Origin of the sequence: Nocardia rhamnosiphila NBRC 108938, assembly GCF_000720425.1 — a bacterium.
Lineage (GTDB): Bacteria > Actinomycetota > Actinomycetes > Mycobacteriales > Mycobacteriaceae > Nocardia > Nocardia rhamnosiphila.
This window is the reverse complement of the sequence record NZ_JOAJ01000013.1, coordinates 20,174-45,855: the sequence shown is the minus strand read 5'-3', so window position 1 is coordinate 45,855 and position 25,682 is coordinate 20,174. Positions and strand designations below refer to the sequence as shown.

Sequence of the window (25,682 nt, the reverse complement as noted above, 5' to 3'; positions counted from 1 at the left end):
CCGCACCGCCGATGGCTGATCCCTGCGCCGAGGTGACCGACGCGTACCTGATCACCACGTTGAGAATGACGGGGTTGCCTCGGTATCCCCTGGCCGATCTCCAGCAGGCACGGTGCAGTGGCTCCTTCGCCTCGGCGATGTCTTATCCGGAGGGCACTCTCCACCCGGTCATGTACCTGTTCGAGTACTCCGAACAGAACGGGCACACGCACTGGCGTGTGATCGATGTGGGCGAGGGCCTCGACTGCGTGAACAGGCATGGCGTTCCGGCCGACGTCGGCAACGAAATCGGCTGTGCCTCCTAGATCGACCGGCGCACCGATCATGGTCGTCGCTGTGTCGATGGGCTGGTCGGATACTGCCGCCCGGCATCTCACATCCGTTGCTTCGGCGGCGACCTCCGGTACATACGCCGGTCGCCACATGATCCGGACTCACTGCCGCCACGTCCGGAGTGTTCACAATCGATCATTCGTCGAACAACACCGAGGTTCCGTCCGGTCGCTCCACCGGAACCGCCCGCTCTCCCCGGCCGGTCAGACCGGCACGGGCTCGGGTAGCCGGGCCCCTTGACGCTGGAGCTCCTCACGGACGCTCGCGGTGGTGACCTCGCCGTTTCGGGCCTGCTGCGCCGCCGCGACCCCCGCCGCGTGCCCGGTGGCGAAGGCGGTGCCCATAACGCGCAGCGACGCGCCCGCCTGCCGGTCGCCGTCGAGGGTTCGCCCGGCGGCGTAGAGATTGTCCGTGCCGACACTGCGCAGGCAACCGAGCGGAATCGGATAGAAGCCGGGATCGCCGATGAACTTCCAGGTGGACGGGATACCCGGGCCCGGGTGGTATTCCATCGGCCAGGCCCCGATCGCGACCGCGCTCTCGGTGGTGTCCGGGTGGAGGATCTCCGCTTCACGCAGCCGATACCGGGTGACGATATGGCGGGATTCCCGGGTACCGAGTTCCGGGCCGGTGGTGACGATATAGGCGTGTTCGGCGCCGGGGATCATCCGCACCACCGGCAGATACGCCTGGGCCTGGCGGCGGGCACTGATCTCGGCGCGGGTGGTGTCGGCGGCGGACCGGGCGTCGTAGCCCTCGTCCACCAGGTACATGATGACGTCGCCGGAGACCGGCATCCGGGCGACCAACCCGGATTCGGCCAGCAGACCGTCCACACCGGCGGCCTTGGCACTGCGGACGGCCGCTCCGACGGTATCCACCGTGACCTCGGCATCGGGGGCGATACCGCCGAACCGGACCCCGAGGCTGCCGTTCTGAACCCAGCCGTCGGTGCCGTAACGGACCTCGGCCCCCGCATGGTGCGCGAGATCGGCGTCCCCGGTGGCGTCGACGAACGCGTCGGCGGTGAACCGGTGTACGCCCTCGTGATCGGCGACCTCGACGGCGGTGATGCTGTCGCCCTCGGTATGCGCGCCGATCAGCAGGCTGTGCAGGCGGATATCGACGTCGGCCTCCCGGCACAGCTCGTCCAGCACGACCTTCACGTTCTCCGGGTCGAAGACCACGGTGACCGCGTTGAACCGGCGCGGCTCGCCGACCGCGCCGCGCGCCTTCAGCCGCGCGATCACCTCGTCGGCGATACCGAAGACGACCTGTCGCAGGTCGTCGCGGGTGTAGAGGCCGCAGTAGGTGACGACATTGCGCAGGGTCGCGGCGCCGCCCAGGCATGGACCGCGTTCGATCAACAGGGTGCGGGCACCGGTCCGGGCGGCGCCCACCGCCGCGGCGATACCGGCCGATCCACCGCCCGCGACGATGACGTCGTAATGGGTACTGCTCGGGGTCATACGGGGATCAGACCTTTCCATTGGTGGCGAGGATCAGCGCATTGCCGTCGCCGGAGGCGGCGGTACCGGACGCGGATTCGCGGTTGTCGGCGTCTCGGATGAAGTACATGGGGAGGATCGCCAGGCAGGGCCCCGCGGCGAGAACCAGGAAGACCAGCTGGAACGAGCCGCTCGCGGCGAAGACCAGGCCGACCACGGCGGGCACGATGGTGCTGCCGAGTTGCCAGAAGGCGTTCACCCCGCCGGTGGCCGTCCCGGCGAGTTCCGCCCCGGACAGGGTCGGGATCATCGCCATCATGACCGGGCTGTAGATGTAGGCGGTGATGCCGAGGAACGGCGCGATCCAGAGGAACTGGGTGGCGGTGGTGGCGAAACTGAAAACGATCAGGCAGGTGACGAATGCCGCCAGGATCGCGATCGTGAGCCGTCGGCGACTCAGCCCGAGCGCATCACCGACCAGGCCGACCAGCGGTTTGGAGAAGACCGCCACCGCGCCGAAGATCACCACCACGGTGCCGGCGCGCACCGGATCGATACCGACGCCCTTGACCATCAGCAGATTCGACCAGGTGATGAATCCGTAGGTGCCCCACAGCGCGCCGAACCCGGCGAGCGCGATCAACAACAGGCCGCGATTACGCAGCAGCGGGCGCAGGTTCGGGCGGCCACCGGTTTCGGCCCGCGCCTCCACCAGCGGGCCGGGACGCAGCAGGATCAGGCACAGGACGCCGACGACGATCGATGTGATCCCGAACAGGTGATAGGAGGTGCGCCAGCTGTGCGATTCGATCAATCGGGGCACGACCGCGTTCGCGATCACCAGCCCGAGCGAGGTCGCGGTCATGAAGATGCCCATCGCGAAGCCGCGCCGCTGCGGGGTGAACCAGCTGGTGAGAAGCTTGACGCCGCCACCCACTTCGGCACCCGCGCACAATCCGATACACGCCTGGAAGAGCAGACCCATCGCATGGCTGTCGGCCTCGCCGAAGGCGAGCATGAACCCGCCGGAGAGCAGGATGCTCACCCCGACGGTCATCCGCGCGCCGAGCCAATCGGCGACGAAACCGCCGATGGCATTGGAGATCACGTAGCCGATGTAGTAGGTGGTGGCGAAGACGCCGAGGCCGGCGACCGCCACCCCGAGGTCTTCGCCCACCGAGCCTGCCGCCGGGCCCCAGGTGGCCCGGTCGACCGAGGTCATCGTGAAGGCGGCCCAGCAGAGGGTCAACACCACCCAGCGATATCGGGTGTCGGGTGTTGCGGGGGATATCGCGGTCACCGGAGGTCCTTTCGAGTGAAGCTGGGGCACCGGCGCCCGCGATGCGTGACGGCTGTGGTGCCCACCACAATGCAACCGCGTGGACGGCTCGTGATCCAATGCCACTTGGATGGCCCGGGTATGTCCTGAAGTTATGGCATACCGCTCGGTATGCGAAATGGGGAGCAACGATGGAGCTACGACAGCTACGGTATTTCGTCGAAGTCTTCGATCGCGGCTCGCTGTCCGCGGCCGCGAAGGCACTGCTGATCTCCCAACCGGCCCTCACCCGTCAGGTCCAGCAGCTCGAACGCGAATGCGGCGTGACGCTCTTCGACCGGGTACCTGCCGGTATCGTGCCGACCCCCGCCGGAACCGCCCTCTATCAGCATGTCCTCACCCTGCTCCGCTACGCCGACACCGCAAAGGACGCCGCCCGGGAGGCCGGCCCGGTACGCGAGATCGTGCAGATCGGCCTGGCCCCCGGCCTACCGCCCACCTGGCTCGGGCAAATCATCGACACCGTACGGGTGGCCGTACCCCAGGCATACCTTTCGCTCACCGACGCGACCAGCACCGTCCAACTCCAGCAGCTGCGCGCCGGACGGCTCGATATAGCATTTGTGCATGAGCCGCCCTCGGGAGATCTGGTCCGGCACCGGGTTCTCGAGGAACCGTTCGGGTTCGTCGTCGATCCGCGAATCGAGGGCGAGTTCACCGGCGATATCTGCCCGCTGAGTGCCCTCGACGGTATGGACGTTCTCGCGCACGCTCGTGACCAGGTCCCCATCGGCCACGATCGGCTCGTATCGGCGGCCCACGAGGCCGGGATCAGACCGCGATGGCATTTCGCCAACTACACCGAGAACGCGCGGGCCTGCCTGCATGCCACGGGAGCGAGCGGGGCGATCCTGAGCCGCACCACCGCGGGCCGCTTGCTGCCCGGATGGGTGTGGCGGCGGCTGGTCGACCCGCCGATCACCATGCAGACCTGGATCGTGCGCCAGCCGGTGGCCCGCGGCACCGTCACCGCGGTCGCCGACACCATCGCGGGCTCCTTCGGCATCGACTGAAACGGCACGGCACGGAGCGGCTCCGTGCTCGTCCACAGCGAGGCCGCTCGGAGGGCTGTGTGCCGGGCCCGGACCGCTCGCACCGCGGCGCGGAGGCCGGCCCTTTACTTCCCCGGCCGAAGAACCACCTGTACGCCCGTGAGGGCGGCCTACCTGGCCCCCAGGATGCGACCGGACTCGTACGCGGCCGCACCGGGCGGCAGCACTCCGGGCCGGCCGCTCAAATACACCCGTACGGTCCCGTCGCCGGTCGTCGCGCCCCCCAGTGCCTCCATCCGCCGCACCGTCTGCGCGGCGACGGCCTGCGCGCTGTCGAACAGCCGGACGCCGTCGGGCAGCGCGGCGAGGATGCTGTCCACGATCAGCGGGTAGTGGGTACAGCCCAGCACCACACCCTCGATATCGGCGGGCGTCCGGGCCACCGCGTCCGCCACCGCCGCGCGCACCCCGGCCATATCACCGCGGTCCACCGCTTCGGCGAGTCCGTGGCAGGCCACCCCGGTCACCTTCGCCTCGCCACCGAACCGCGCGATCAGATCCGCCTGGTAGGGGCTGGCAGTAGTGGCCGCGGTCGCCCATACGGCTACCGACCGGCAGGCCGCCGCGGCCGGTTTGATCGCCGGGACCGTGCCCACCACCGGAATCGCGGCGCCCAGATCGGCCCGGACGTGTTCGAGCGCGGTCACGCTGGCGGTGTTACACGGCAGCACGACCACCTCGGCGCCCAGGTCACGCGCGGTGCGTCCGGCCGCGACCACCCGGTCGATCATCCAGTCCTGTGGTTTGGGGCCCCAGGGCGCCCCTTCGGGGTCCAGTTGTAGCAGCAGGTCCACATCGGGACGCAGCTTGCGCAGCCACGCCGCGGTGGGCAGCAACCCGAAACCCGAATCGATGAGCGCGACGATCACCCCCACAGGTTATTGAGTCGCGCCGAGCAATTCCTCCACCGGGGCAGCCGCGGCGATCTTGGCGCGCATCTTCATCACCTGACCGGTCATCCCGGCGCCCACCACTCCGGACAGCCGGCCCTCGCGGAAGTAGTAGGCGAGGAACTTGCGGCCGTCGTCGGCGAGGATGCGGATATCGTCGGTCGCGCGCGGCGTACCGAGCGCCTGCAACTTCAGGTCGTACTGATCGCTCCAGAAGTACGGGACCTGCGCGATACCCGGCGCCGCCACTCCCAGCAGAGCGCACGTCAGCAGCTTGGCCTGTTCCCCGGCATTGGTCCAGTGCTCGATCCGGCGATGTTCACCCGTAGGGGTCCGCCACGCCGCCACATCGCCCACTGCCCAGACACCGGGCACACTGGTCCGCCCGGCCTCGTCGGCGAACACTCCGCCACCGGCAGTCGGTTCGGCCAGCTCGATCCCGGATCCGGCCAGCCAGTCGGTCACCGGACGCGAGCCGATACCCGACACCACCAGATCCGCGGTCACCTCGGACCCGTCGGCCAGCCGCGCGCCGCGTACCCGGCCCGCCGGATCGGCCAGCAGTCCGGCCACCCCGACCCCACAGCGCAGATCCACACCTTCGGCCCGATGCCACCGGGCCACCAGTTCGCCGAGCTCCGCGCCCAGCACCCCGGCCAGCGGGGCCGGCTGCGGTTCCACCAGCACCACGGGCACGTTCTGCGCGCGCAGGCTCGCGGCCAGTTCACAGCCGATGAAGCCGGCGCCGATCACCAGGGCCGCGGTGGTGTCGCGCAACCCCTCCCGGATCGCGACCGCGTCGTCATGGCTGCGCAGTACGTGGACGCCGGTCACCTCGTCGGCGCCGGGCAGCAGCCGGGGCCGCAGCCCGGTGGCGACGACCAGGTGCTCGTAGGCGATCGTGGAGCCGTCGGCCAGCCGCACCTGTTTGGCGTCGGTGTCCACGCCGGTCGCGGTCGTACCCAGGCGCAGGTCGATCTGCTTCTCGTCGTAGAACTCGTCCGGACGCAATGGCGTCGCGGTGGTTTCACCGCGGACGAACTGCTTGGACAGCGGCGGACGATCGTAGGGCGCGCGCGGCTCGTCGCCCAGCAGTACCAGCTCGCCCTCGTACCCCGCGCGGCGCAACTCCTCGGCGGTGCGCAATCCGGCCAGGCCGGCACCGGCGATCACGATCGGTGCGGACATACCGAACTCCCTCCCCGCGGCACCCGGGCGCCGCGCCTGGAACAGGTTACAGAAAATTGTGTAGCCCACCCTAACAAGCACAGCTCGGCGAAGCCCATCCCCGATCCGTACGACCGCGGCGATGAGGGAGGCCTCCGAGGAGCGCACGCGGAGATGTACCCCGCCGGCCGGGCCCTGCGCCGGAAGCGCGTCCGCTGCGCATCGTTTCGCCGCGCAATCGTGTCCGTTGCGATATCGACCGGTCGCGGCCGGACACGCTATACCGAGGTCAGGCCCTTTCTACGGACCTGTTTCCAGTCTCAGGAGGCCATTATGTTCACAGAAAGCCGGACTCAGGATTTCCTGGCCGTGGTGCTCGGTGTCTTCACCGCCCTCTCCCCGATCTGGGTGGCGACCAACAACCGGGCAGTGTGGACGATGATCGTGCTCGGAGCGCTCATCGCACTCACCGGACTCGCCCAGATGTACCGGCCCGCGATGGCAGCGGCCGACTACGGAATGGCACTGTTCGGCGCACTGCTGTTCATCGCACCGTGGGCTATGAACTACACCGGGTACAACGGGGCGTCGTGGACGTCGTGGGTCGTCGGAATCGTCACCGTCGTAGTCGCCGTGGCAGCGCTGCCGACGGTGGCCGGCCGGATGCACGGGGCCGCGACACACCACTGAACCGCACCCACCTCGACGAGCTACCCGCCGGCCGAGCCCGGCGGGCAGACTCATTTGCGCCATCGACACCACCGGGAAAATTTCGAGGGGACCCGACAGACCCGGCGCGCAGCGGGCCTTCGAGGCACCGTTACGCGCCGGTTTCCGCACATCCCGCCGTCCGGGCACGTCAGAGCCGCGTATCCGGATGTCCCGGACGCGGATCCGCGCGCCGGCCGCTCGCCACCGGGATGTAATACTGATCACCGCGGACGGCTCACGCACCATTCATGGGCTTCGCACACTAGAACGAAATCCACCCCGGCGGGTAAGAATGGGCCCATGGATGCCGAAAATGCCAGCCTCGGAGACGAACGTCGCGGCCGCCAGGAGGAGTACGGCCGCGCGCAAGAGAACTCCGAGTCGAGGGGCTTCGCCGGCTTCGGATCGAACCAATTCGATTCGGCGAATGGAACGAACGGCGCCACGAACCGATCCGATTCCGTACCGGATCACGGTTATACGTGGACCCCCGCACCACCGTCCACTCCCGCGCAGAACCAGCACAGCACCGGCGGATCGGCGGCATTGGACCCGTTCGCCGCCTGGAACACCCCCGGAGTCATCGGTGACACCGCCGCTGTCGGCGTCATGACATCCGGTAATCAGGAACCGGATTCCCGCTTCAGTACCTCACCCACGGACCCGTCCCAGTTCCCCGCACCTCCCGACGATCCCAACGGACCGGATACCGCCGCGCTGTCCACCCGGCACAGCGCCGGACCCGTGAGCGATCCCGGACGAACCGATCCCGGGGCGCTGCCGCGCATCTCGCCGCCGGGCCCCGGCCAGGCCGGCGACCACTCGGCCGCACTCGCCTCCTCGGCACGTATCCCCGCGCCCGGATCGCCGTACGCGACCGAGTTGCCGCCGTCCGCCGATCCCGCGGCCGGCCGGCCCGATTCGTTCTCCGTCCCGACCACTCAATTGCCCACGTCGGGCTCGTTGGAGTCCGCCTATCCGCTGCCGCCCGAGACACCGCAGCGACCCGACAACTACGGCGATCCAACCGCGGACACCGGGTCGCTGCCGAGCTGGCTCAGCTCGATCGGAGACGAACCGGTACCGCACCCGCTGGAAACCGGGGGCCGGCGCCGCAAACTCGATCTCACCGAATCCGGCGCACCGGCCGACGCGTTCAACCCGTTCGAGGACCAGTATGCGCCCGGGCAGGAAGAGAACCCCGCGGTCGCGGTCACCGATCCGCACCCGCTGTCCGGGGCTCCGGGCGAGGAGCGCGAGACCGCACTCGACGGCGATCCCGGCACCCGGCCGGAGCTGCCGTCGCGCGGACTGCCCACCCGTAGCTCCCACGGCCGCACCGCCCCCGGTCCGGGCGCCGAGGAGGAATCCGCCGCCCCGCCGCTGCCGGCCCGGCGCCTGCCGCGGTCGGCGGCCCGGCACGCCCCCGCCCCGGCCGACGGGACGAACACGGTGGCGCCCAACGCCCACGAGGCGCTTTCGACGAACGCCGTGAGTCCGCCGGAACCGGCGCAGACCGGCGACCCGTCCGAGGCCGCGGACAGCGAACGCGAACTGCCGGCGCCGCGTCGGTTGCCGCGGTCCGCCGCCCGGTACAACACCGACGACGAACAACCGGGCGCCCATGGCGATCAGCAACCCGCGCTGCGGATCGCGGTACAGCCCGAAGAAGCGGATCCGGCCGACGAGACCGGTGCGCATACCGCTCCGCCGCGGCTGGCCCCACCGGACGGCACCCCGATCCTCGACCGGCTGCTGGAGCCCGAACCCGCGCACGGTACCGACCCCGGCGACGAATCCGGCGCGCCGGTGGCCGAATTGCTCACCCGAATCCTGGAGTCCGAGGATCCCCGGCACTCCGGATCCGACGAACCGGCCGAGGAGGCACCGGAAACCACCGCCGCTGCGTTGTCGCCGCTGACCCTCGTACCCGACACCGCGGGCGAGCCGGCCCCGGAATCGGGTGAGGAAGCCGATTCGCGGCCGCCGCTGGAAACACGCCGCTCCCGGCGGGCGCGTGAGGCGGCCGAGGCCGAGGCCGCCAAGTCCGCGGCGCCGGACCGTCCGGAGGCGGCGCTGTCGGGCCCCGCACCGGAACCGGTACCGGCGCTGCCGGCGGCCCGGCACCCGGCACCGGTGGAGGACACCGCATCCCGGCACAGCCGCAGCGAGGAAGGCGCCGATATAGATATCCACCTCATCATGCGTTTGCTGACCGCGAGCGATGATCTCGAAGTCCTGGCCGGACAGGCGGAGACGGGCGAGGTGTCGGCCGCGGAGGTGGCCCGCGCCGCACGCGAGGCCCGAGCCGCGGTCCTCTCCGCGGTCACCGCCTGGTACGGCGGCCCGGCTCAGATGGTGAAGTTCGCCAACGCCCTGCTCCAGGCCGCCCGCGAAACCTGAAATCACTTTCTCGACGATGCCGCTGTCTGTTTCCGCAGCGGCATCGTCCGCATGTGCGTGGCACGGCCATTACGACATGCCGAGTGCGAGCCGGGCGGGCGGTGATCCTCGCGGTCGATCAATCGGCCACCTCGTCGCCACTTCACTCGACGGCCAACGCCCCCCAATTCCCGTGGCGGGCCTGGTAACGCATGCCGAGATGCATGAGCCGTTCCGCTTCCGGAGCGGTGGTGAATTCGATACTCACCCGATAACCGTTGTCATGGAACATTTTCGCAAATCCGGCTGCGGGGTCGGTCGATTCGGCACCGACCTCCAGCAGCACGTTGCGACGGCCGGTGACGGCCACATCGAGTGCCATCGCTACCCATCCCAGAGCATCGGCCATCAGGACCTCACGGGCCGCATCGTCGTCGGCGAGTACAAGGTCCCAGCTGTTCGGATGATAGGCCAGATAGAGCTCCGGATCGATCACGATCGGGAGTTCCCGGCTCCATTCGGCCAAGAGGTGCTGCCGAACAGTGGTTTTGCCGGCGCCCGGTGCACCCATAACTATCACGGCCGCCGGCGCCGCGCTCTCCGAACTGTTTCCACAGATCTCCACCGCTATCGAATCCCGGAAGATTCTCGCGTGCTCGTCGCGCTCCAGGCGGTAGTCCACCGCAGGGCGGCGCTCCGCGCCATAAGGGCGAGGCGCTTCCACCTTGCCGGTGAGGACGGACCCCCAGCTGCGAATCTGCTGTCGCACACAGGCGGCGTCTCCCGGATCCAACCGCGATAATTCGGCAAGATAAGCACGGCGAAGATACTTCATCTGTCCCTGGACGGCACTGTCTCCGACATATTCGGCAATAGACTGTACGGCACTGCACTGCGCCATCAGGCTGATGGCGATCTCCGCAGCGCATTCGTAGTACAGACTTTCGTCGTGTTCGGGAATCATGTTTCCTTCGCTTCTCCGTACCCCGGCGGTCCACGCGGTTCTGTCGAGATCCGATCATTCGGTCCGTGCCAGCCACGGCCGGGATTGCTCGGCGAGCCGGTCGAGATCATCCAGCAGCGACTGCAATTGGGTCGACTTGGCCGGGTCCGCACGAGTCGAGTCGATCGCGGATTCGAGCTTGTGGCGCGTCTCGGCCACCCGTTCGGTAAAGGCCATCTTCTCCTCGGTCGACGGGGGACGGTTACGTTCGGCCTCGAAGGCACTCCATGCACCCTCCGGGTCGTCCTTGACCCATTGCCCCGTGTCCAGACGCTCATTGGTGTACAGCACATCGCTTCGCGAGCGGATCGTGATCTGGTCCACCGGAACGGTCGGGTTGTCCGACTCCAGGCTTCGGATAAAATCCGATACGCTTGCGGAAGCTTTTTTCTGCGCGACAGGGTCCACGTATCGACCCGAACCGGTCTCGAACCATTGATCGACGCAGCGAATAATACTGGACAGGCTACTCTCTTCGTCGGGCACGGCGATACCGATGAATTCACCCCGGTAACCGTCCTCCATAGCCTTTCTTGCCGTGTCCAACTCACCACGCGCACTCATACCGCCGGCGCTTTCGTAGGCGATATTGAAACGCTTCTTCATTGCATAATCCAATGCCATGGAGCGGAGCACGAAGGTGTCCGGAAGAAATGGACGCCCGGTGGTGACGGCGTTGTCCGCCACTATTTGTTCGTATCTGGGGTGATACTTCCGATAGGAATCCCCGGCTATCCGCGCCGCCCCGCCCTGATCGGCGAACGAGGACAGCATGCCGTGTACCGCCGTGGTCTTGCCCGCCCCCGGCTGAGCCGAAACCATCACGAAGGTCGGATGTTCCACCGATTGCAGGGGTTTTCCGTCCGGGGCGTTCCGTAGTGTTTCCGGAACTACTTTTCCGTTGAAGGTATCGGCGTGTTTGATCCGTTGTACCTGCATCACCGCGCCCGCGATTACTTTGTTGTTGCGCATTATCCGAGCACCAGCGGTCAGTATCGCATCCTGAAGTCGAGTCCGGGCCTCCGGGAGCAGACTCACGAGCTTGCTCATCTGCGCCGCCGCGTCGCATCACCCGTCGACACCGCCGGTGTCGCGCCTGGTGGCGTCACGTGATACATGGATCAATCCTATCGGCAGGTCGAGAGATCAAACGTGCTTTGCGGCGCGCACCGGTGCCGGAACAGCAGCTGGAGCCCCCGGAAGAATCAGCGCCATCGCCGACGATCCAGGGATCGATGCCGACCCCGGCAAGTTCTGGGTACGAACACGATTCCGTCGCCGAATAGAGAGACAGATGGTCGAGTCCGTGTGCCTACGGTCGACGCCCCGCGTTCACGAGTGGGCCGGTTCGGCGTCACCGGCGATGGTCCGCCACCGTCGCCCCAGCCGACGGCAGGCATCCACCAGTTCCGGAGGCTCGATGTCGGTGAGGTCGGTATCGAATGTGGCGAGCAGTCCCGCGACACCGGCCCAGGACCAGGCACCGACCGTGAGCCGGCAGTGAGCGGCATCGAGGTGCTCGACCACCGATCCGCCGGGCGCCCAGCGCGCGACCGTCTCCGCCGGCAGATTCAACCGCGCGCTTCCGGTGCACTCCCACGCGGCCGGAGTGTCCCCGCGGTCGTGGGTACTCATGACCAGGTCGGCGAGATCGCCGCCGGGCAGCTCGCGGGGTGTGAACCGAATACCCGTGGGCGGGTGCAGGTGGAGGCGGTCGAGTCGGTGCACCCGCCAGCCGACGTCGGCGTGGTCGTATCCGACCAGGTACCACCGGCCTGCCCAGACCACCAGGTGGTGGGGTTCGATGCGCCGGGCCGGCGCGAACTCGGCGGTACCGGGGTCGGGGCGGGTGCCGTCGGGCCCGAGGGTTTCGACGATGAGCATCTCGTGACGGCGTACGGCACTGCCCGCGGCCTGCAACACCGATGCCTCGATGGGTGGCGCCGGAAACTCCCAGTAGTTCTGCAAACTCGTCAGCCGCAATGCTTCCACGGCCGCGCGCAGCCTGACGGGCATGACCTGTTCGAGTGCCTCCAAGGCCCGTTCGGTGTCGGCGGCGAGGCCGGACACCGTGGTCGGGGCGGTCTGTAGCGCTACCGCGACCGCGAGCGCTTGGTCCTCGTCGAATTGCAGCGGGGGCAGTGTGTGGCCCGCCCCGAGCCGATAACCGCCGGCCGGCCCGCGGAGCGTGACGACCGGATAGTCGAGCGAGCGCAATGTTTCGATATCCCGCCGCACGGTTCGCTCGCTGACCTCCAGCCGGGCGGCGAGGGCACCGAGCGACCAGCTCCGTCGAGTGGCGAGCAGCGACAGCAGGCGCAGTGCGCGCCGGGAGGTATCGGCCACCGCTTCAAAGTAGTGGACATTCGACGGCCACTACCGATGGCAGTGTCGGGCCGGAAATCGTCCGACATCAGCTCGAGGAGCCGGAACACAATGCGCATCATCATCGTCGGAGGCGGAATCGGCGGCCTGGCGCTGGCCGCCGGACTACGCCGGCACAACTTCGAGGTATCGGTCTTCGATCGCGATCACGACGTCGCGGAGACCGGGGGCTACCACATCACACTCGACGGCCGCGCGCAGGCGGCGCTCCGGGAACTCGTCGCACCGGAGATCTTCGAGCGGCTCTTGCGATCGGCGTCGGCGTTGCGGCTGCGCGACCGGGACGCGCTCTGGGACCGGCGCGGGCGCCTCCTGACGTACGGGCCGCTGCTCGGTGACAGCCCGAGCGTCGATATCGACCGCATCACCCTGCGGACCGTGCTGGCCGACGCGGTCGGACCCGACCTGCGGCTGGGCCGGACGGTCACCGCGATCGCCCGCGCCGCGGACGGCGAACCCGCGGCTGTATTCGCCGACGGACCCGCGTGCCGGGGTGATCTGCTGGTAGGCGCGGACGGCGCCCACTCAACGGTCGCCCGATATCTGGCGGGCGGGCCCACCAGCGAACCCACCGGGATAATCGGTTTCTCCGGCCGGACCGGCGCAGAACACCTCGGCATATCCGAGCGGCAGCGGCTCGGATCGCGCTCGGGTATGGCGATCGGCCCGCACGCCACGGCGCTGTATATCGGTTTCCTCGACCCGGTGGGCAACGCCGTGCTCGACGCGCCCGAGGGCCGGGAAGCGGTCACCACCGGACCGACCTATATCTGGGGCGCGATGTTTCCCGAGTCCACCGCGACCGAGGCGATGCGCACGCTCCGCGGCACCGCGCTCCGGTCCGCGCTGCTCGCCGCTTTCGGTCGCGGCGGCTGGAGCCGGCGCGCGCTCGAGGTCGTCGAACGAGCCGAGCCCGGCAGTATCGCCGCCTTCCGCTTCAACGCGGCATCGACCCGGGCCCAGGATCTGGCGCCGTGGGCCGCCGGCCCTGTCACGGCTCTCGGCGACGCCGTCCACGCCACCCCGCCCACCGCCGGTATGGGCGCCGGGGCCGCCATCCGCGACGCCGCGAGTCTGCTCGCGAACCTGCGCGCGGTCGCTTCCGGTACGACCACGCTGCCCGTCGCCGTGAGCCGGTTCGAGGGGGAGATGCGGATACGGGGAAGTGAAACCCTCACCGCGGCCATGCGGACCGTCCGCTGGATTCGAGCCACCGATACCCCGCTCGGGGCCACGGTCACCGCGACGGCGACCCCGATACTGGCCGCCGCCACCATGCTCGCGCGCAGACACTGAACCGACCGTCCGGCGGCGCGAGCCGGGCTCGCTGTGGTCCGGTCACGGTTCGGCCGGGATCGGGCTACTGTTCGGCTCCGCCTCCGGAGCGAAGGTCTGGAGACCGATAGGCTTACGCAGGCCCACCCGCAGTCGACGACAGCGCCGCAGTTCCTGCTTTCGATGCAATCACCCGTCCGCTCCCGGCCATGGGACCTCGGTGATATGCCCTGTTGACCCATCACCGTCTTGGAGGTGGTCGTGTCCGAGCAGTTCCGAGGACGTATCGCACTCGATATCCGTGATTCGGTCGCGGACTGGGCGCCGTATGTCGAGCCCACCGCGCCGCCGAACGCACCCAATGTGCTCTACCTGGTGTGGGACGATATCGGCATCGGGACCTGGGACTGCTACGGCGGTCTGGTCGAGATGCCGAATATGCGCCGTATCGCCGACCGCGGAATCCAGTTCACGCAATTCCACACGACCGCGTTGTGCTCGCCGAGCCGTGCCTCGCTGCTCACCGGGCGGAACGCCACCTCGGTGGGTATGGCGACCATCGAGGAATTCACCGACGGATTTCCCAGTATGTCCGGCCGGATTCCGGCGGAGACCGCGCTGTGCTCGGAAGTCCTGTCCGAACAGGGCTGGAACACCTATGCGGTCGGCAAATGGCATATGACTCCGCTGGAGGAAGAAAATCTCGCCGCCTCGAAACGGAATTGGCCGCTGGGGCGCGGGTTCGAGAGGTTCTACGGCTTCCTCGGCGGCGAAGCCGACCAGTGGTATCCGAACCTGGTCTACGACAACCACCCGGTCTCTCCGCCCTACGCCCCGGAGGACGGTTATCACCTCTCCAGGGACCTTGCGGACAGATCCATCGAGTTCATCCGCGATTCGAAGGTGATCGCCCCCGCCAAGCCGTGGTTCCTCTATCTGAGCCCCGGCTGCGGACATGCCCCACACCATGTGTCTCCGGAATGGGCCGACCGATACCGCGGACGCTTCGATATGGGTTACGAGAAATACCGCGAATCGGTCCTGGACAACCAGAAGCGTATGGGGCTGGTACCGGAGGACACCGAGCTGTCGCCCATGAATCCGTACTCGACCGCGACGAGCGCGGACGGCCTGCCGTGGCCGGCGTTGGACACGGTGCGACCGTGGGATTCGCTGTCGGAGGACGAGAAGCGGTTGTTCCGGAGGCAGGCCGAGGTGTTCGCCGGCTATCTCTCCTACACCGATGATCAGATCGGCCGGTTGCTGGACTATCTCGACGAAAGCGGCCAGCTGGACAACACGATCATCGTCGTCCTGTCGGACAACGGGGCCAGCGGCGAGGGCGGTCCGAACGGTTCGGCCAACGAGATGAAGTTCTTCAACGGCTATATCGACACCACCGACGACAGCCTGTCCCGCCTCGACGAACTCGGCTCGCCGACGACCTACAACCACTACAGCATCGGCTGGGCGATGGCGTTCAACACCCCGTACAAGCTGTACAAGCGCTACGCCTCACACGAGGGCGGTATCGCCGACCCGTGCCTGGTGTCGTGGCCGGCCGGAATATCGGCCCGGGGCGAACTACGTCACCAGTACCTCAACGTCTGCGACATCACGCCGACGGTGTTCGAGCTACTCGGCATCACCCCGCCGGAAACGGTCCGCAACGTGCCGCAGCGCCCCCTCGAAGGCGTGAGCTTCCGGGCTCTGCTCGACGACCCGGACGCCGACACCGGCAAGCACACGCAGTTCTATTCGATGCTGGGCACGCGTGGAATCTGGCATCGTGGCTGGTTCGCCGATACCGTGCACGCCGCGTGCCCGTCCGGCTGGGGGAAATTCGATACCGACCGCTGGGAGCTGTTCCATCTCGAAAACGATCGCGGCCAGCTGCACGATCTCGCCGACGAGCATCCCGAGAAGCTCGCGGAGCTGAAAGCGCTGTGGTTCGCCGAAGCGGAGAAATACAACGGTATGCCGCTCAACGACCTCGACGTCGTATCCATGATGACGCGTGACCGGCCCACCTACGGCAAGGCACGGGATCAGGCGGTCTACTACCCCGGCACGGCAGAGGTGGGGCCCGGGGCGGCCCTGGAGATCAGTGGCCGGTCGTTCGCGTTGCTCGCGGAGACCACGATCACCAGCACGGCAGCCGAGGGTGTGCTGTTCGCCCACGGCGGCCGGCTCGGCGGACACACTTTGTACCTGGAGAACGGAACCCTTCACTATCTCTACAACTTTCTCGGCGAAGAAGATCAGGTCATGGTCTCCGATCGTCCGGTACCGACCGGTGAGCACATTCTCGGAGTTCGCTACGAACGGCGCGGAACGCGCTCGGACAATTTCACCCCCACCGGCGAGGCCGTTCTCTATATCGATGAGGAGCCGGTGGGCTCGTTCGCCGATATGCGCATTCAGCCCACCGTATTCTCCGGTGTCGGGGAGGGGGTCCGCGTCGGGCGGGACGGCGGCCGGTCGGTGACCACGCGTTATCGGGCTCCGTTCCCGTTCACCGGGGGCATCGTGCACAAGGTTCTCGAGGATGTGAGCGGAAAGCCGTACCAGGACCTGGAAATGGCGGCGGCGTCGGCGTTCTCACGCGATTGAGGATCAACGATCCGGCCATTGTGCCCGGCGCCGGGATCCGCCACGGGATGCTCCGTATTCCCGGCGGTGAATTCACAATGGGGTCCGCGGATTTCTTCCCGGAGGAGCGGCCCGTGCATCGGGTGCGGGTGGACCCCTTCTGGATCGACGCGCACCCGGTGACCAACGCCGCATTCCGGCGTTTCGTCAAGCAGACCGGGTACGTGACCGTCGCGGAAACCGACCCGGCGGCCGAGGACTATCCGGAGGCGGACCCCGGAAGCCTGGTCGCCGGGGCACTGGTCTTCCGGTCCACCTCGCGACCGGTGCCGCTGGACGACTGGCAGCGCTGGTGGCGCTATGTTCCCGGCGCGAGTTGGCGCCATCCGCGGGGATCCGGGAGCACGCTGGAAGGTCTCGACCGGCACCCCGTGACCCAGGTCGCGTACACCGATGCCGCGGCATACGCGGCCTGGGCGGGTAAACAGTTGCCGACGGAAGCCGAATGGGAGTACGCGGCCCGCGGCGGCCTGGAGTCGGCCGCCTATGTCTGGGGTGACGAACCGGAACCCACCGGCCGGCGCATGGCCAATATCTGGGCCGGCGAATTCCCGTGGCAGTTCCATCCCGGCCGCGGGCAGAAACCTGTTCCCGCCACCACCCCGGTCGGCACCTACGCTCCCAACGGATACGGCCTGTCCGATATGGCCGGCAATGTCTGGGAGTGGACCAGCGACCGCTACCGGGACGCCCACCCCCGGCCGTCCTGCTGCGCGCCGCGCAATCCCTCCGTCGACCACCCCGATCCAGCGGCCGCGCAGCGGTTTCCCCGGTACGTCGTAAAGGGCGGCTCCTACCTGTGCTCCGCGAACTACTGTCTGCGCTACCGGCCCGCCGCCCGGCAGGGACAAACCGAGGACACCGCTACCTGCCATCTCGGTTTCCGGTGCGTGGTACGGGAACTGTGACCGGCGTTCGAACGAGAAACGGCGCCGCTCCTTTCGGAGCGACGCCGTTCGCAGCGATTCAGTGAATCACTCGAGATCTTCGTGACGCGACCGGCGCCGACGGTGCGGCCACCCTCGCGGATCGCGAAGCGCAGACCGTCGTCCATGGCGACCGGATCGTCGAACTCGACTCACGCCAGCGCCGGCATCACGGCGTTATCGCTGTGACGCCGTCGAGATCACCGAACTTCGCCTTCGTATCGAGGGAAACGACGGCACGACCGGTTTCCGCAGCATGCGCGGCGATGATCAGATCGTGTGCGCCGCGGGGTCTACCCGATCGGCGCACCTGTGCCAGGAGCTGGGCGTGGCGTGTGGCTGTGGCGTCGCTGTACTCGAGGATATCGAGGTCGGCCAGCAGCAAGGCGAGTCGACGGGAACGTCGCGCCGCTCGCTCGGCGGTGTCGGCCAGTTCGATCCCGACCCGGAACTCCGCGACGGTCACTGCGGCTATCGCGAGATCGTCGTCGTCGTAGGCCGTACGGTCGATCGTTCCGCGCTCGTAGGCGATCAGAACACCCGTGTCGAGAATCAAGCGCCTGCCCACGGGTCCTCCATATCGTCGGACACCATGGCAAGCCCCGCCGCGATATCGGAGGCGTAGTCGTCGTCGAACGGTGGTACGTCGGATTCCTCCAACGCGAGCCGCAACGAACGGCCCGTACTCGTCGCGGGCGGCGTCACGGTCGCCACGACTCGCCCGTGCCGGACGATACGAATCGTCTCACCGTGCTCGGCACGGCTGAGCACGGCGGAGAAGTTGCGTGACGCCTCGGCTGCGGACATTGTCACCATGAATTCAGATTATCTGAATTGCACGAGTCGGGCTACTTCCGAGCCTGGTCCGTATCGTGCATCCGGCCGTGCCGAAACGAGAACGGCGCCGCTCCTTTCGGAGCGACGCCGTTCGCAGCGATTCAGTGAATCACTTGATGATCTTCGTGACGCGACCGGCGCCGACGGTGCGGCCACCCTCGCGGATCGCGAAGCGCAGACCCTCGTCCATGGCGACCGGCTGGATCAGCTTCACCAGCATCTCGGTGTTGTCGCCGGGCATAACCATTTCGGTGCCCTCGGGCAGGGTCACAACGCCCGTCACGTCAGTCGTACGGAAGTAGAACTGCGGACGGTAGTTGTTGAAGAACGGGGTGTGGCGGCCACCCTCGTCCTTCGACAGGATGTAGGCCTGACCCTCGAACTCGGTGTGCGGGGTGGTGGTGCCCGGCTTGATGACGACCTGGCCGCGCTCCACGTCCTCGCGCTTGATGCCACGGATCAGCAGACCCGCGTTGTCACCGGCCTGCGCGGTGTCCAGCATCTTGCGGAACATTTCGATACCGGTGATGGTGGTCTTGGTCTTCTCCGGGCGGATGCCGACGATCTCGACTTCCTCGTTGAGGTTGACCACACCGCGCTCCACACGACCGGTGACGACGGTGCCACGACCGGTGATGGTGAAGACGTCCTCGATCGGCATCAGGAACGGCTTGTCGGTCTCACGCACCGGGTCCGGGATGGACTCGTCGACCGCGTTCATCAGCTCGATGATGGATTCGCTCCACTTCTCGTCGCCTTCCAGCGCCTTCAGGCCGGAAACGCGCACGACGGGGGCGTCCTCGTCGAACTCCTGCGAAGCCAGCAGCTCGCGGACCTCCATCTCGACGAGCTCGAGGATTTCTTCGTCGTCGACCATGTCCGACTTGTTCAGCGCGACCAGGATGTAGGGCACGCCGACCTGACGGGCGAGCAGCACGTGCTCACGGGTCTGCGGCATCGGGCCGTCGGTGGCCGCGACCACCAGGATGGCGCCGTCCATCTGCGCCGCACCGGTGATCATGTTCTTGATGTAGTCGGCGTGACCCGGGGCGTCGACGTGGGCGTAGTGGCGCTTCTCGGTCTGGTACTCGACGTGGGAGATATTGATCGTGATACCACGAGCCTTCTCCTCCGGCGCCTTGTCGATCTGATCGAAGGCAAAGCTCTCGTTCAGATCCGGGTACTTCTCCGCCAGCACCTTGGTGATCGCTGCGGTCAGCGTGGTCTTGCCGTGGTCGACGTGACCGATGGTGCCGATGTTGACGTGCGGCTTTGTCCGCTCGAACTTCGCCTTCGCCACTGTGTGGTCCTCCTGGACTTGTTGGTGCTTGCAGTTGCAGCAGTGCGGGGGTCATCCCCACGTGCGTGGGGAACTAACGGGTGTACTAACTCCCGGGAGATCCGGAGCAGGTGGGCTACCTGCTCCGGAGGGGTACTTACTCGCCGGTCGCCTTGGCGATGATCTCCTTCGACACGTTGGCCGGGACCTCCGCGTACGAATCGAACACCATGGAGTAGTTCGCCCGGCCCTGGGTCTTCGACCGCAGGTCACCGATGTAACCGAACATCTCCGAGAGCGGAACCAGCGCCTTGACGACACGGGCACCACTGCGTTCCTCCATGGCCTGGATCTGGCCACGGCGGGAGTTCAGGTCGCCGATCACATCGCCCATGTACTCCTCGGGCGTGGTGACCTCGACCGCCATCAGCGGTTCGAGGATCACCGGACCGGCCTTACGGGCCGCTTCCTTCATGGCCTGCGCGCCGGCGATCTTGAACGCCATCTCCGAGGAGTCGACGTCGTGGTACGCACCGTCGAGCAGGCTCACCTTCAGGTTGACCAGCGGGTAACCGGCGAGCACACCGTACTGCATGGCGTCCTGTGCGCCCGCGTCCACCGAGGGAATGTATTCCTTCGGCACGCGGCCACCGGTGACCTTGTTCTCGAACTCGTAGGTGGCGCCGTCTTCACCGACGAACGGCTCCAGCGCGATGATGACCTTCGCGAACTGACCCGAACCACCCGTCTGCTTCTTGTGGGTGAATTCGAGCTTCTCGACCTTCTTGGTGATGGTCTCGCGGTAGGCCACCTGCGGCTTGCCGACGTTCGCCTCGACCTTGAATTCGCGCCTCATCCGGTCGACCAGGATATCCAGGTGCAGCTCGCCCATACCGCCGATGACGGTCTGGCCGGTCTCCTGGTCCAGCTTCACCGTGAAGGTCGGGTCCTCTTCGGCGAGCTTCTGGATCGCGGTGCCCAGCTTCTCCTGGTCGGACTTGGTCTTGGGCTCGATGGAGACCTCGATGACCGGGTCCGGGAAGGTCATGGACTCCAGCACGATCTGGTTGTTCGGATCGCACAGGGTGTCCCCGGTGGTGGTGTCCTTCAGGCCGATGACCGCGTAGATATGGCCGGCGCTGACCTGGGGTACCGGGTTCTCCTTGTTGGAGTGCATCTGGAACAGCTTGCCCAGCCGCTCCTTCTTGCCCTTGGTCGCGTTGATGACCTGGGCACCGGAGTCGACCTTGCCCGAGTAGACGCGGACGTAGGTCAGCTTGCCGAAGAACGGGTGCACCGCGATCTTGAACGCCAGGGCCGCGAACGGCTCGTCGGCGCTCGGCTTACGGGTGATGATCTCGTCTTCCTTGCCGGGCACATGACCCTGCACGGATTCGACATCCAGCGGCGAGGGCAGGTAGTCCACCACGGCGTCGAGCATGGGCTGCACGCCCTTGTTCTTGAACGCCGAACCACACAGCACCGGGTACAGCTCGGAGTTGACCGTCAGCTTGCGAATGGCGCCCTTGATCTCGTCGATCGAGAGCTCTTCGCCACCGAAGAACTTCTCCAGCAGGGCCTCGTCCGATTCGGCGACGGTCTCGAGCAGTTCCTGACGGTACTGCTCGGCCTTCTCCAACAGATCGGCCGGGATTTCCTGGACCTCGTACTTCTCACCGAGCTTGGTCTCGCCGGTCCAGACCTTCGCGTTCATCTCGACCAGGTCGACGATGCCCTCGAAGGTGTCCTCCGCGCCGATCGGCAGCTGGATGACCAACGGCTTGGCGCCGAGGCGGTCCTTGATGGTCTGCACGGTGAAATAGAAGTCCGCGCCGAGCTTGTCCATCTTGTTGACGAAGCAGATCCGCGGCACGTCGTACTTGTCCGCCTGCCGCCACACCTGCTCGGACTGCGGCTCCACGCCCTCTTTGCCGTCGAAGACGGCGACAGCGCCATCGAGCACACGCAGGCTGCGCTCCACCTCGACGGTGAAGTCGACGTGGCCGGGGGTGTCGATGATGTTGATCTGGTTCTGGTTCCAGAAGCAGGTCACCGCCGCGGAGGTGATGGTGATGCCGCGCTCCTGCTCCTGCTCCATCCAGTCGGTGGTCGACGCCCCGTCATGGGTTTCGCCGATCTTGTAGTTCACACCGGTGTAGAAGAGGATGCGTTCGGTCGTAGTGGTCTTGCCCGCATCGATGTGGGCCATGATGCCGATGTTGCGGACCTTGTTCAGGTCGGTGAGCACGTCCTGTGCCACGGAAATCTTCCCCGCTCGTAGCTAGTTGGGATTTTCGCCGACGACCGTACGGCCGTCATATCTGTCAAAGCGGAAGCGGAAGCTTCCGTAAGCCTCCCGGCCCAGGAGCGATGGGCCGGGCAGACATCACCAGCGGTAGTGCGCGAAGGCCCGGTTCGACTCGGCCATCTTGTGGGTGTCCTCACGACGCTTGACCGAAGCACCGAGGCCGTTGCTGGCATCCAGCAGTTCGTTGGCCAGGCGCTCGATCATGGTCTTCTCGCGGCGCGCCCGCGAGTAGTTGACCAGCCAGCGCAGCGCGAGAGTATTGGACCGGCCGGGACGAACCTCGACCGGAACCTGGTAGGTGGCGCCACCCACGCGGCGCGGCTTGACCTCGAGCGCCGGCTTGACGTTGTCCAGCGCGCGCTTGAGGGTGACGACCGGATCGGTGCCGGTCTTCTCGCGCGCCTGCTCCAGCGCGCCGTACACGATGCGCTCGGCAGTGGACTTCTTGCCGTCGAGGAGAATCTTGTTGACCAGCTGGGTCACCAGCGGCGACCCGTAGACCGGGTCGTTGATCAGCGGACGCTTGGGAGCGGGGCCCTTGCGAGGCATATCAGCTCTTCTCCTTCTTGGCGCCGTAACGGCTGCGGGCCTGCTTGCGGTTCTTCACACCCTGGGTGTCGAGCGAGCCCCGGATGATCTTGTAACGCACACCGGGGAGGTCCTTCACACGACCGCCGCGCACGAGCACCATCGAGTGCTCCTGCAGGTTGTGGCCTTCACCGGGGATGTAAGCCGTGACCTCGACCGCGCTGGTCAGCTTCACACGCGCGACCTTCCGCAGCGCGGAGTTCGGCTTCTTCGGGGTGGTGGTGTACACGCGGGTGCACACGCCACGACGCTGCGGGCTCCCCTTGAGGGCCGCGGTCTTGGTCTTGGCGACCTTGTCGCGGCGACCCTTGCGGACCAGCTGGTTGATGGTTGGCATATACCGGCTTTCCTTTTATCGGTTATGGCGGTGTCAGGGCTGTTCATCGAGCTTTCACCCGCACGTCCAACCACGTTTCTCGCGTCCCGAGGTCGGGCGTGTCGCGCGCAGTTCAGGGCCCGATTTACAGGCACGCTGGAATCGTCAGCCGCTCTCGCTGGCCTACGTCTACGCTCGAACTTGCCCGTATCCTTCCGGGCACAGCGGTCCACTGTACTCGGGCGTAGTGAATAGGGTCAAAACCGGGGTGATGTTGTGATATGGCGGGCCGGACACGGCCCCTCGGATTCCGGCTCTCGACCCCTCCCGGGCATTCTCGCGTTCCCTACTCAACCGCCGGATACCGCCGCTTGTTCCCCGGTCCACCCGGGTCTCCCGCGGCAGCACGGCGCGACGCATCGATGCGGCGCTACCGGGCGATATTGAGCGTGAGCTCGAGCAGTTTCTTGGCGGCCGCGCACGGGTCGGCCGTGCCGCCCGAGGCGTTCACCCACCAGCCGATCACCCCGGAGTCGGCGGCGCTCGCGGTCATCCCGCACGAATTCGGGTCGTTCGGCCGCCGGACCTCCAGCGCGATCGTCCCCTGCACGGTCGTTTTCGTGCTGGTGTAACCGAGTTTGTCGTTGGTCGCCTGTTCGGTGCGCAACGACCCGTTCTCGTACCAGTTCAGCGTGAGCATTCCGGAGCCGCCGCCGATATCCCACATGCAGACCGCACCGAAGAACGAATCGCTGATATAGGTGTTGCCGCCGAGTGCGTCGATGATCTGCTGTTCGGTCACCACATCACATTCACGGAGCAGCTTGTCGATGTGGTCGGTATCCACCGATTCGCCGCCGCCGACCGGTAGCGCGGTCCCTTGGACGGTACTGCCGCAGCCGGCGCCGAGGACCGCGACAACCAGCAGGGCCAGTGTGGCGGCGGCGGTACGCAGTCGCCGGTGACGGCTTCGCAGACGTTGCATCTCTTCACTCCAGCCGCTCGATGGTCAGTTCGGCCAGCGCCCGGCTGCGATCGCATGGATTACCGCGGTCGGTACTGAACGAACCCAGCGAGGTCGACCATTCGAAGAAGTCGTCGTCGAGCTGGACAGCGAGATCGCAGATGGTGCCGGTGGGATCGAGTGCCGCGAAGCCGTTGCGGCCGCCGACGGTGATCGGCTCCGGCGGACGGCCGTGCGTGGTGACCCAGGCCTTCTCTCTTTCCAGTGGGCTACCCCGATAAGAGGCGAAGGTGATCGAGGCGCCGCCCAGTCCACCCGACTGCCAGTTGCAACCGACCGCGTTCTTGTACGACTGGACGATCTGCCGCAGACCCCCTACGTCGCGTACCTCGTTATCGGTGACATGTCCGCATTCCCCCACGAACGGACCGAGCGCGGCCACCTTCGGCGCCGGCCCCCGCGGCCCGTCGGCTTCCTCGGAACTCTGGCCGGATCCGCAGCCCGTCAGAGCAAACGCCGCGGTTAACCCGAGGACTATCGCCGACCTGATCCGCATGCCGTGCACAATACCGACGAAAGATCGCTCCCGGCGGCGGTGCAGGTCGCCGGTGGTTTCCGGAGTCCGGGCGGTCCGGCCCGCAGCTCGCGCACCGCGGGCCGGACGCATTCAGCGAACCGTGACCACGACTTTCCCGGTGGCGGCGCGCTTTTCCAGCGAGGCCACCGCCTGCGCGGCCTGTTCCAGCGGGAACAGCACCGCCTGCGGCGCGGCGATCTTGCCGGCCGCGAACAGCGGCTCGACCTCGGCCCACTGCTCGGCCAGGTACCCCGGGTGCGAGAGCATCCATTCACCCCAGCCCGCGCCGACGACCTCGACATTCTTCAGCAGCAGCCGGTTGACCTTCACCGTCGGGATATCGCCGCCGGTGAAGCCGACCACCAGCAGCCGGCCGCCGCGGGCCAGCGAGCGGATGCTGTCGGTGAAGCGGTCCCCGCCGACCGGGTCGAGCACGATGTCGACACCGCGGTTGTCGGTGAGCTCTCGGACCCGGTCCAGCCAGCCGTCGGTGAGCACGACATCGGTGGCGCCGTGCGCACGGGCGATCTCGGCCTTCTCCTCGGTGCTCACCACCGCGATCACCCGGCCGGCGCCCAGTGCGCCCGCCAGTCGCAGGGTGGAGGTGCCGATCCCGCCGGCGGCGCCGTGGACCAGCACGGATTCACCTGCGGCGAGGCGGCCGCGGTTGCGCAGGCAGAAGTGCACGGTGAGATCGTTGAACAGGATTCCGGCGCCCGCCTCGAAGGAGATGTTGTCCGGAAGTTTGAAGACCATCTCGGCGGCGGTGCGGGTCACTTCGGCCATGGCGCCGCCGAGCATGGTCAGGGCACAGACACGGTCGCCGGGCTGCACATGCGCCCCCTCGGGGGCTTCGCGCACCACACCGGCGACCTCGCCACCGACCACGAACGGCAGCTGGGGTTTCATCTGATAGAGCCCGCGGGTCATCAGCACGTCGGGGAAGGCCACCCCGGCGGCGTGCACATCGATCACCACGCCGCCGGGCAGCGGCTGCGGTTCCGGGATGTCGACGATCTCGATCGCTTCCGGCCCCTCGAGTTTGCTGACCTGAGCTGCGCGCATATGCCGACCTCTCTGTTCGCCGACCGGCGGTTATAGATACGCGCCAGTCGATATGTACCAATCCACCCGTCCTCATCAACTTAATCGGCGCCACCGGCACGAGTCCATCCCCCGCCCGGACCGGGCCGGCCCGCACCGGCGCAGACGAGCGCCGCCACCGATCGAATCACCGCTGGTCGGGCACG

Annotated in this window: 23 protein-coding genes and 1 pseudogene; 7 read left to right on the top strand and 17 right to left on the bottom strand. The window is 67.2% G+C overall.

What is annotated here, in order from left to right; translation table 11 throughout:
- Positions 1–11 precede the first annotated feature (11 nt).
- Positions 12–305: a hypothetical protein gene (locus IG75_RS0132985; RefSeq protein WP_030525265.1), complete on the top strand. Its 294-nt coding sequence runs from the start codon at positions 12–14 to the stop codon at positions 303–305.
- Between the two features lie 231 nt (positions 306–536).
- Here IG75_RS0132985 and IG75_RS0132980 read toward each other — a convergent pair whose 3' ends face one another.
- A complete protein-coding gene (locus IG75_RS0132980; protein WP_030525264.1) occupies positions 537–1,802 on the bottom strand; it encodes an FAD-dependent oxidoreductase in 1,266 nt (421 codons plus the stop codon).
- Between the two features lie 7 nt (positions 1,803–1,809).
- Positions 1,810–3,081 (bottom strand): MFS transporter, encoded by a 1,272-nt coding sequence (locus IG75_RS0132975; RefSeq protein ID WP_030525263.1) that lies wholly within the window; start codon positions 3,079–3,081, stop codon positions 1,810–1,812.
- Between the two features lie 170 nt (positions 3,082–3,251).
- Between IG75_RS0132975 and IG75_RS0132970 the strand changes: the two genes are divergently transcribed.
- Complete coding sequence (locus IG75_RS0132970; RefSeq protein ID WP_030525262.1) at positions 3,252–4,133, top strand: LysR family transcriptional regulator; 882 nt, start codon at positions 3,252–3,254, stop codon at positions 4,131–4,133.
- 149 nt (positions 4,134–4,282) lie between these two features.
- Here IG75_RS0132970 and IG75_RS0132965 read toward each other — a convergent pair whose 3' ends face one another.
- Positions 4,283–5,041: a glutamate racemase gene (locus IG75_RS0132965; protein WP_030525261.1), complete on the bottom strand. Its 759-nt coding sequence runs from the start codon at positions 5,039–5,041 to the stop codon at positions 4,283–4,285.
- A gap of 9 nt (positions 5,042–5,050) precedes the next feature.
- Complete coding sequence (locus IG75_RS0132960; protein WP_030525260.1) at positions 5,051–6,250, bottom strand: NAD(P)/FAD-dependent oxidoreductase; 1,200 nt, start codon at positions 6,248–6,250, stop codon at positions 5,051–5,053.
- A gap of 312 nt (positions 6,251–6,562) precedes the next feature.
- On the opposite strand from IG75_RS0132960, the gene IG75_RS0132955 reads away from it, so the two are divergent.
- Both IG75_RS0132955 and IG75_RS36800 read left to right on the top strand, forming a co-directional pair.
- Entirely contained in the window at positions 6,563–6,919 is a 357-nt protein-coding gene (locus IG75_RS0132955) for an SPW repeat domain-containing protein (protein WP_030525259.1), read from the top strand.
- Between the two features lie 321 nt (positions 6,920–7,240).
- Positions 7,241–9,343, top strand: a complete 2,103-nt coding sequence (locus IG75_RS36800; RefSeq protein WP_036515815.1) for a hypothetical protein — start codon at positions 7,241–7,243, stop codon at positions 9,341–9,343.
- Between the two features lie 142 nt (positions 9,344–9,485).
- Here the strand turns inward: IG75_RS36800 and IG75_RS38685 are convergent, their stop codons facing one another.
- From IG75_RS38685 to IG75_RS0132935, 3 genes are all read right to left on the bottom strand, one after another.
- Complete coding sequence (locus IG75_RS38685; protein ID WP_081877313.1) at positions 9,486–10,286, bottom strand: zeta toxin family protein; 801 nt, start codon at positions 10,284–10,286, stop codon at positions 9,486–9,488.
- 54 nt (positions 10,287–10,340) lie between these two features.
- Positions 10,341–11,297, bottom strand: a complete 957-nt coding sequence (locus IG75_RS0132940) for a zeta toxin family protein (RefSeq protein ID WP_030525257.1) — start codon at positions 11,295–11,297, stop codon at positions 10,341–10,343.
- Between the two features lie 360 nt (positions 11,298–11,657).
- Positions 11,658–12,671, bottom strand: coding sequence for a helix-turn-helix transcriptional regulator (locus IG75_RS0132935; protein ID WP_030525256.1), 1,014 nt, complete (start codon positions 12,669–12,671; stop codon positions 11,658–11,660).
- Between the two features lie 90 nt (positions 12,672–12,761).
- Between IG75_RS0132935 and IG75_RS0132930 the strand changes: the two genes are divergently transcribed.
- The 3 genes from IG75_RS0132930 (at position 12,762) to IG75_RS0132920 (ending at position 17,545) form a co-directional block, all read left to right on the top strand.
- Positions 12,762–14,006 (top strand): FAD-dependent oxidoreductase, encoded by a 1,245-nt coding sequence (locus IG75_RS0132930; RefSeq protein WP_030525255.1) that lies wholly within the window; start codon positions 12,762–12,764, stop codon positions 14,004–14,006.
- 240 nt (positions 14,007–14,246) lie between these two features.
- Positions 14,247–16,598 carry an arylsulfatase gene (locus IG75_RS0132925; RefSeq protein ID WP_030525254.1) on the top strand — a complete coding sequence of 784 codons (2,352 nt, stop codon included), beginning with the start codon at positions 14,247–14,249 and terminating at the stop codon, positions 16,596–16,598.
- Positions 16,599–16,645: 47 nt separating this feature from the next.
- The gene (locus tag IG75_RS0132920) at positions 16,646–17,545 is read left to right on the top strand and encodes a formylglycine-generating enzyme family protein (RefSeq protein ID WP_030525253.1); all 900 of its coding nucleotides are present in this window, start codon (positions 16,646–16,648) and stop codon (positions 17,543–17,545) included.
- A gap of 74 nt (positions 17,546–17,619) precedes the next feature.
- On the opposite strand, the pseudogene IG75_RS39450 reads toward IG75_RS0132920, so the two are convergent.
- The 10 genes and pseudogenes from IG75_RS39450 to IG75_RS0132875 form a co-directional block, all read right to left on the bottom strand.
- A pseudogene (locus IG75_RS39450) lies at positions 17,620–17,715 on the bottom strand (EF-Tu C-terminal domain-related protein); the annotation flags it as partial.
- A gap of 17 nt (positions 17,716–17,732) precedes the next feature.
- Positions 17,733–18,131, bottom strand: a complete 399-nt coding sequence (locus IG75_RS0132915; protein ID WP_030525252.1) for a PIN domain-containing protein — start codon at positions 18,129–18,131, stop codon at positions 17,733–17,735.
- Positions 18,116–18,379: a type II toxin-antitoxin system Phd/YefM family antitoxin gene (locus IG75_RS0132910; RefSeq protein ID WP_030525251.1), complete on the bottom strand. Its 264-nt coding sequence runs from the start codon at positions 18,377–18,379 to the stop codon at positions 18,116–18,118. Before IG75_RS0132910 ends, IG75_RS0132915 begins: the two co-directional genes overlap by 16 nt.
- Positions 18,380–18,509: 130 nt before the next feature.
- Positions 18,510–19,700, bottom strand: a complete 1,191-nt coding sequence (tuf, locus tag IG75_RS0132905) for an elongation factor Tu (RefSeq protein WP_030525250.1) — start codon at positions 19,698–19,700, stop codon at positions 18,510–18,512.
- Positions 19,701–19,836: 136 nt separating this feature from the next.
- On the bottom strand, positions 19,837–21,939 hold the full coding sequence (gene fusA / locus IG75_RS0132900) for an elongation factor G (protein WP_030525249.1): 2,103 nt from the start codon (positions 21,937–21,939) through the stop codon (positions 19,837–19,839).
- 126 nt (positions 21,940–22,065) lie between these two features.
- The gene (gene rpsG / locus IG75_RS0132895) at positions 22,066–22,536 is read right to left on the bottom strand and encodes a 30S ribosomal protein S7 (RefSeq protein WP_030525248.1); all 471 of its coding nucleotides are present in this window, start codon (positions 22,534–22,536) and stop codon (positions 22,066–22,068) included.
- A gap of 1 nt (position 22,537) precedes the next feature.
- Complete coding sequence (rpsL, locus tag IG75_RS0132890; protein ID WP_030525247.1) at positions 22,538–22,912, bottom strand: 30S ribosomal protein S12; 375 nt, start codon at positions 22,910–22,912, stop codon at positions 22,538–22,540.
- A 409-nt stretch (positions 22,913–23,321) separates the two neighbouring features.
- Entirely contained in the window at positions 23,322–23,876 is a 555-nt protein-coding gene (locus IG75_RS0132885) for a DUF3558 domain-containing protein (RefSeq protein WP_030525246.1), read from the bottom strand.
- Between the two features lie 4 nt (positions 23,877–23,880).
- A complete protein-coding gene (locus IG75_RS0132880; RefSeq protein ID WP_030525245.1) occupies positions 23,881–24,411 on the bottom strand; it encodes a DUF3558 domain-containing protein in 531 nt (176 codons plus the stop codon).
- Positions 24,412–24,522: 111 nt separating this feature from the next.
- Positions 24,523–25,497 (bottom strand): NADPH:quinone oxidoreductase family protein, encoded by a 975-nt coding sequence (locus IG75_RS0132875; protein ID WP_030525244.1) that lies wholly within the window; start codon positions 25,495–25,497, stop codon positions 24,523–24,525.
- Positions 25,498–25,682: the final 185 nt, after the last annotated feature.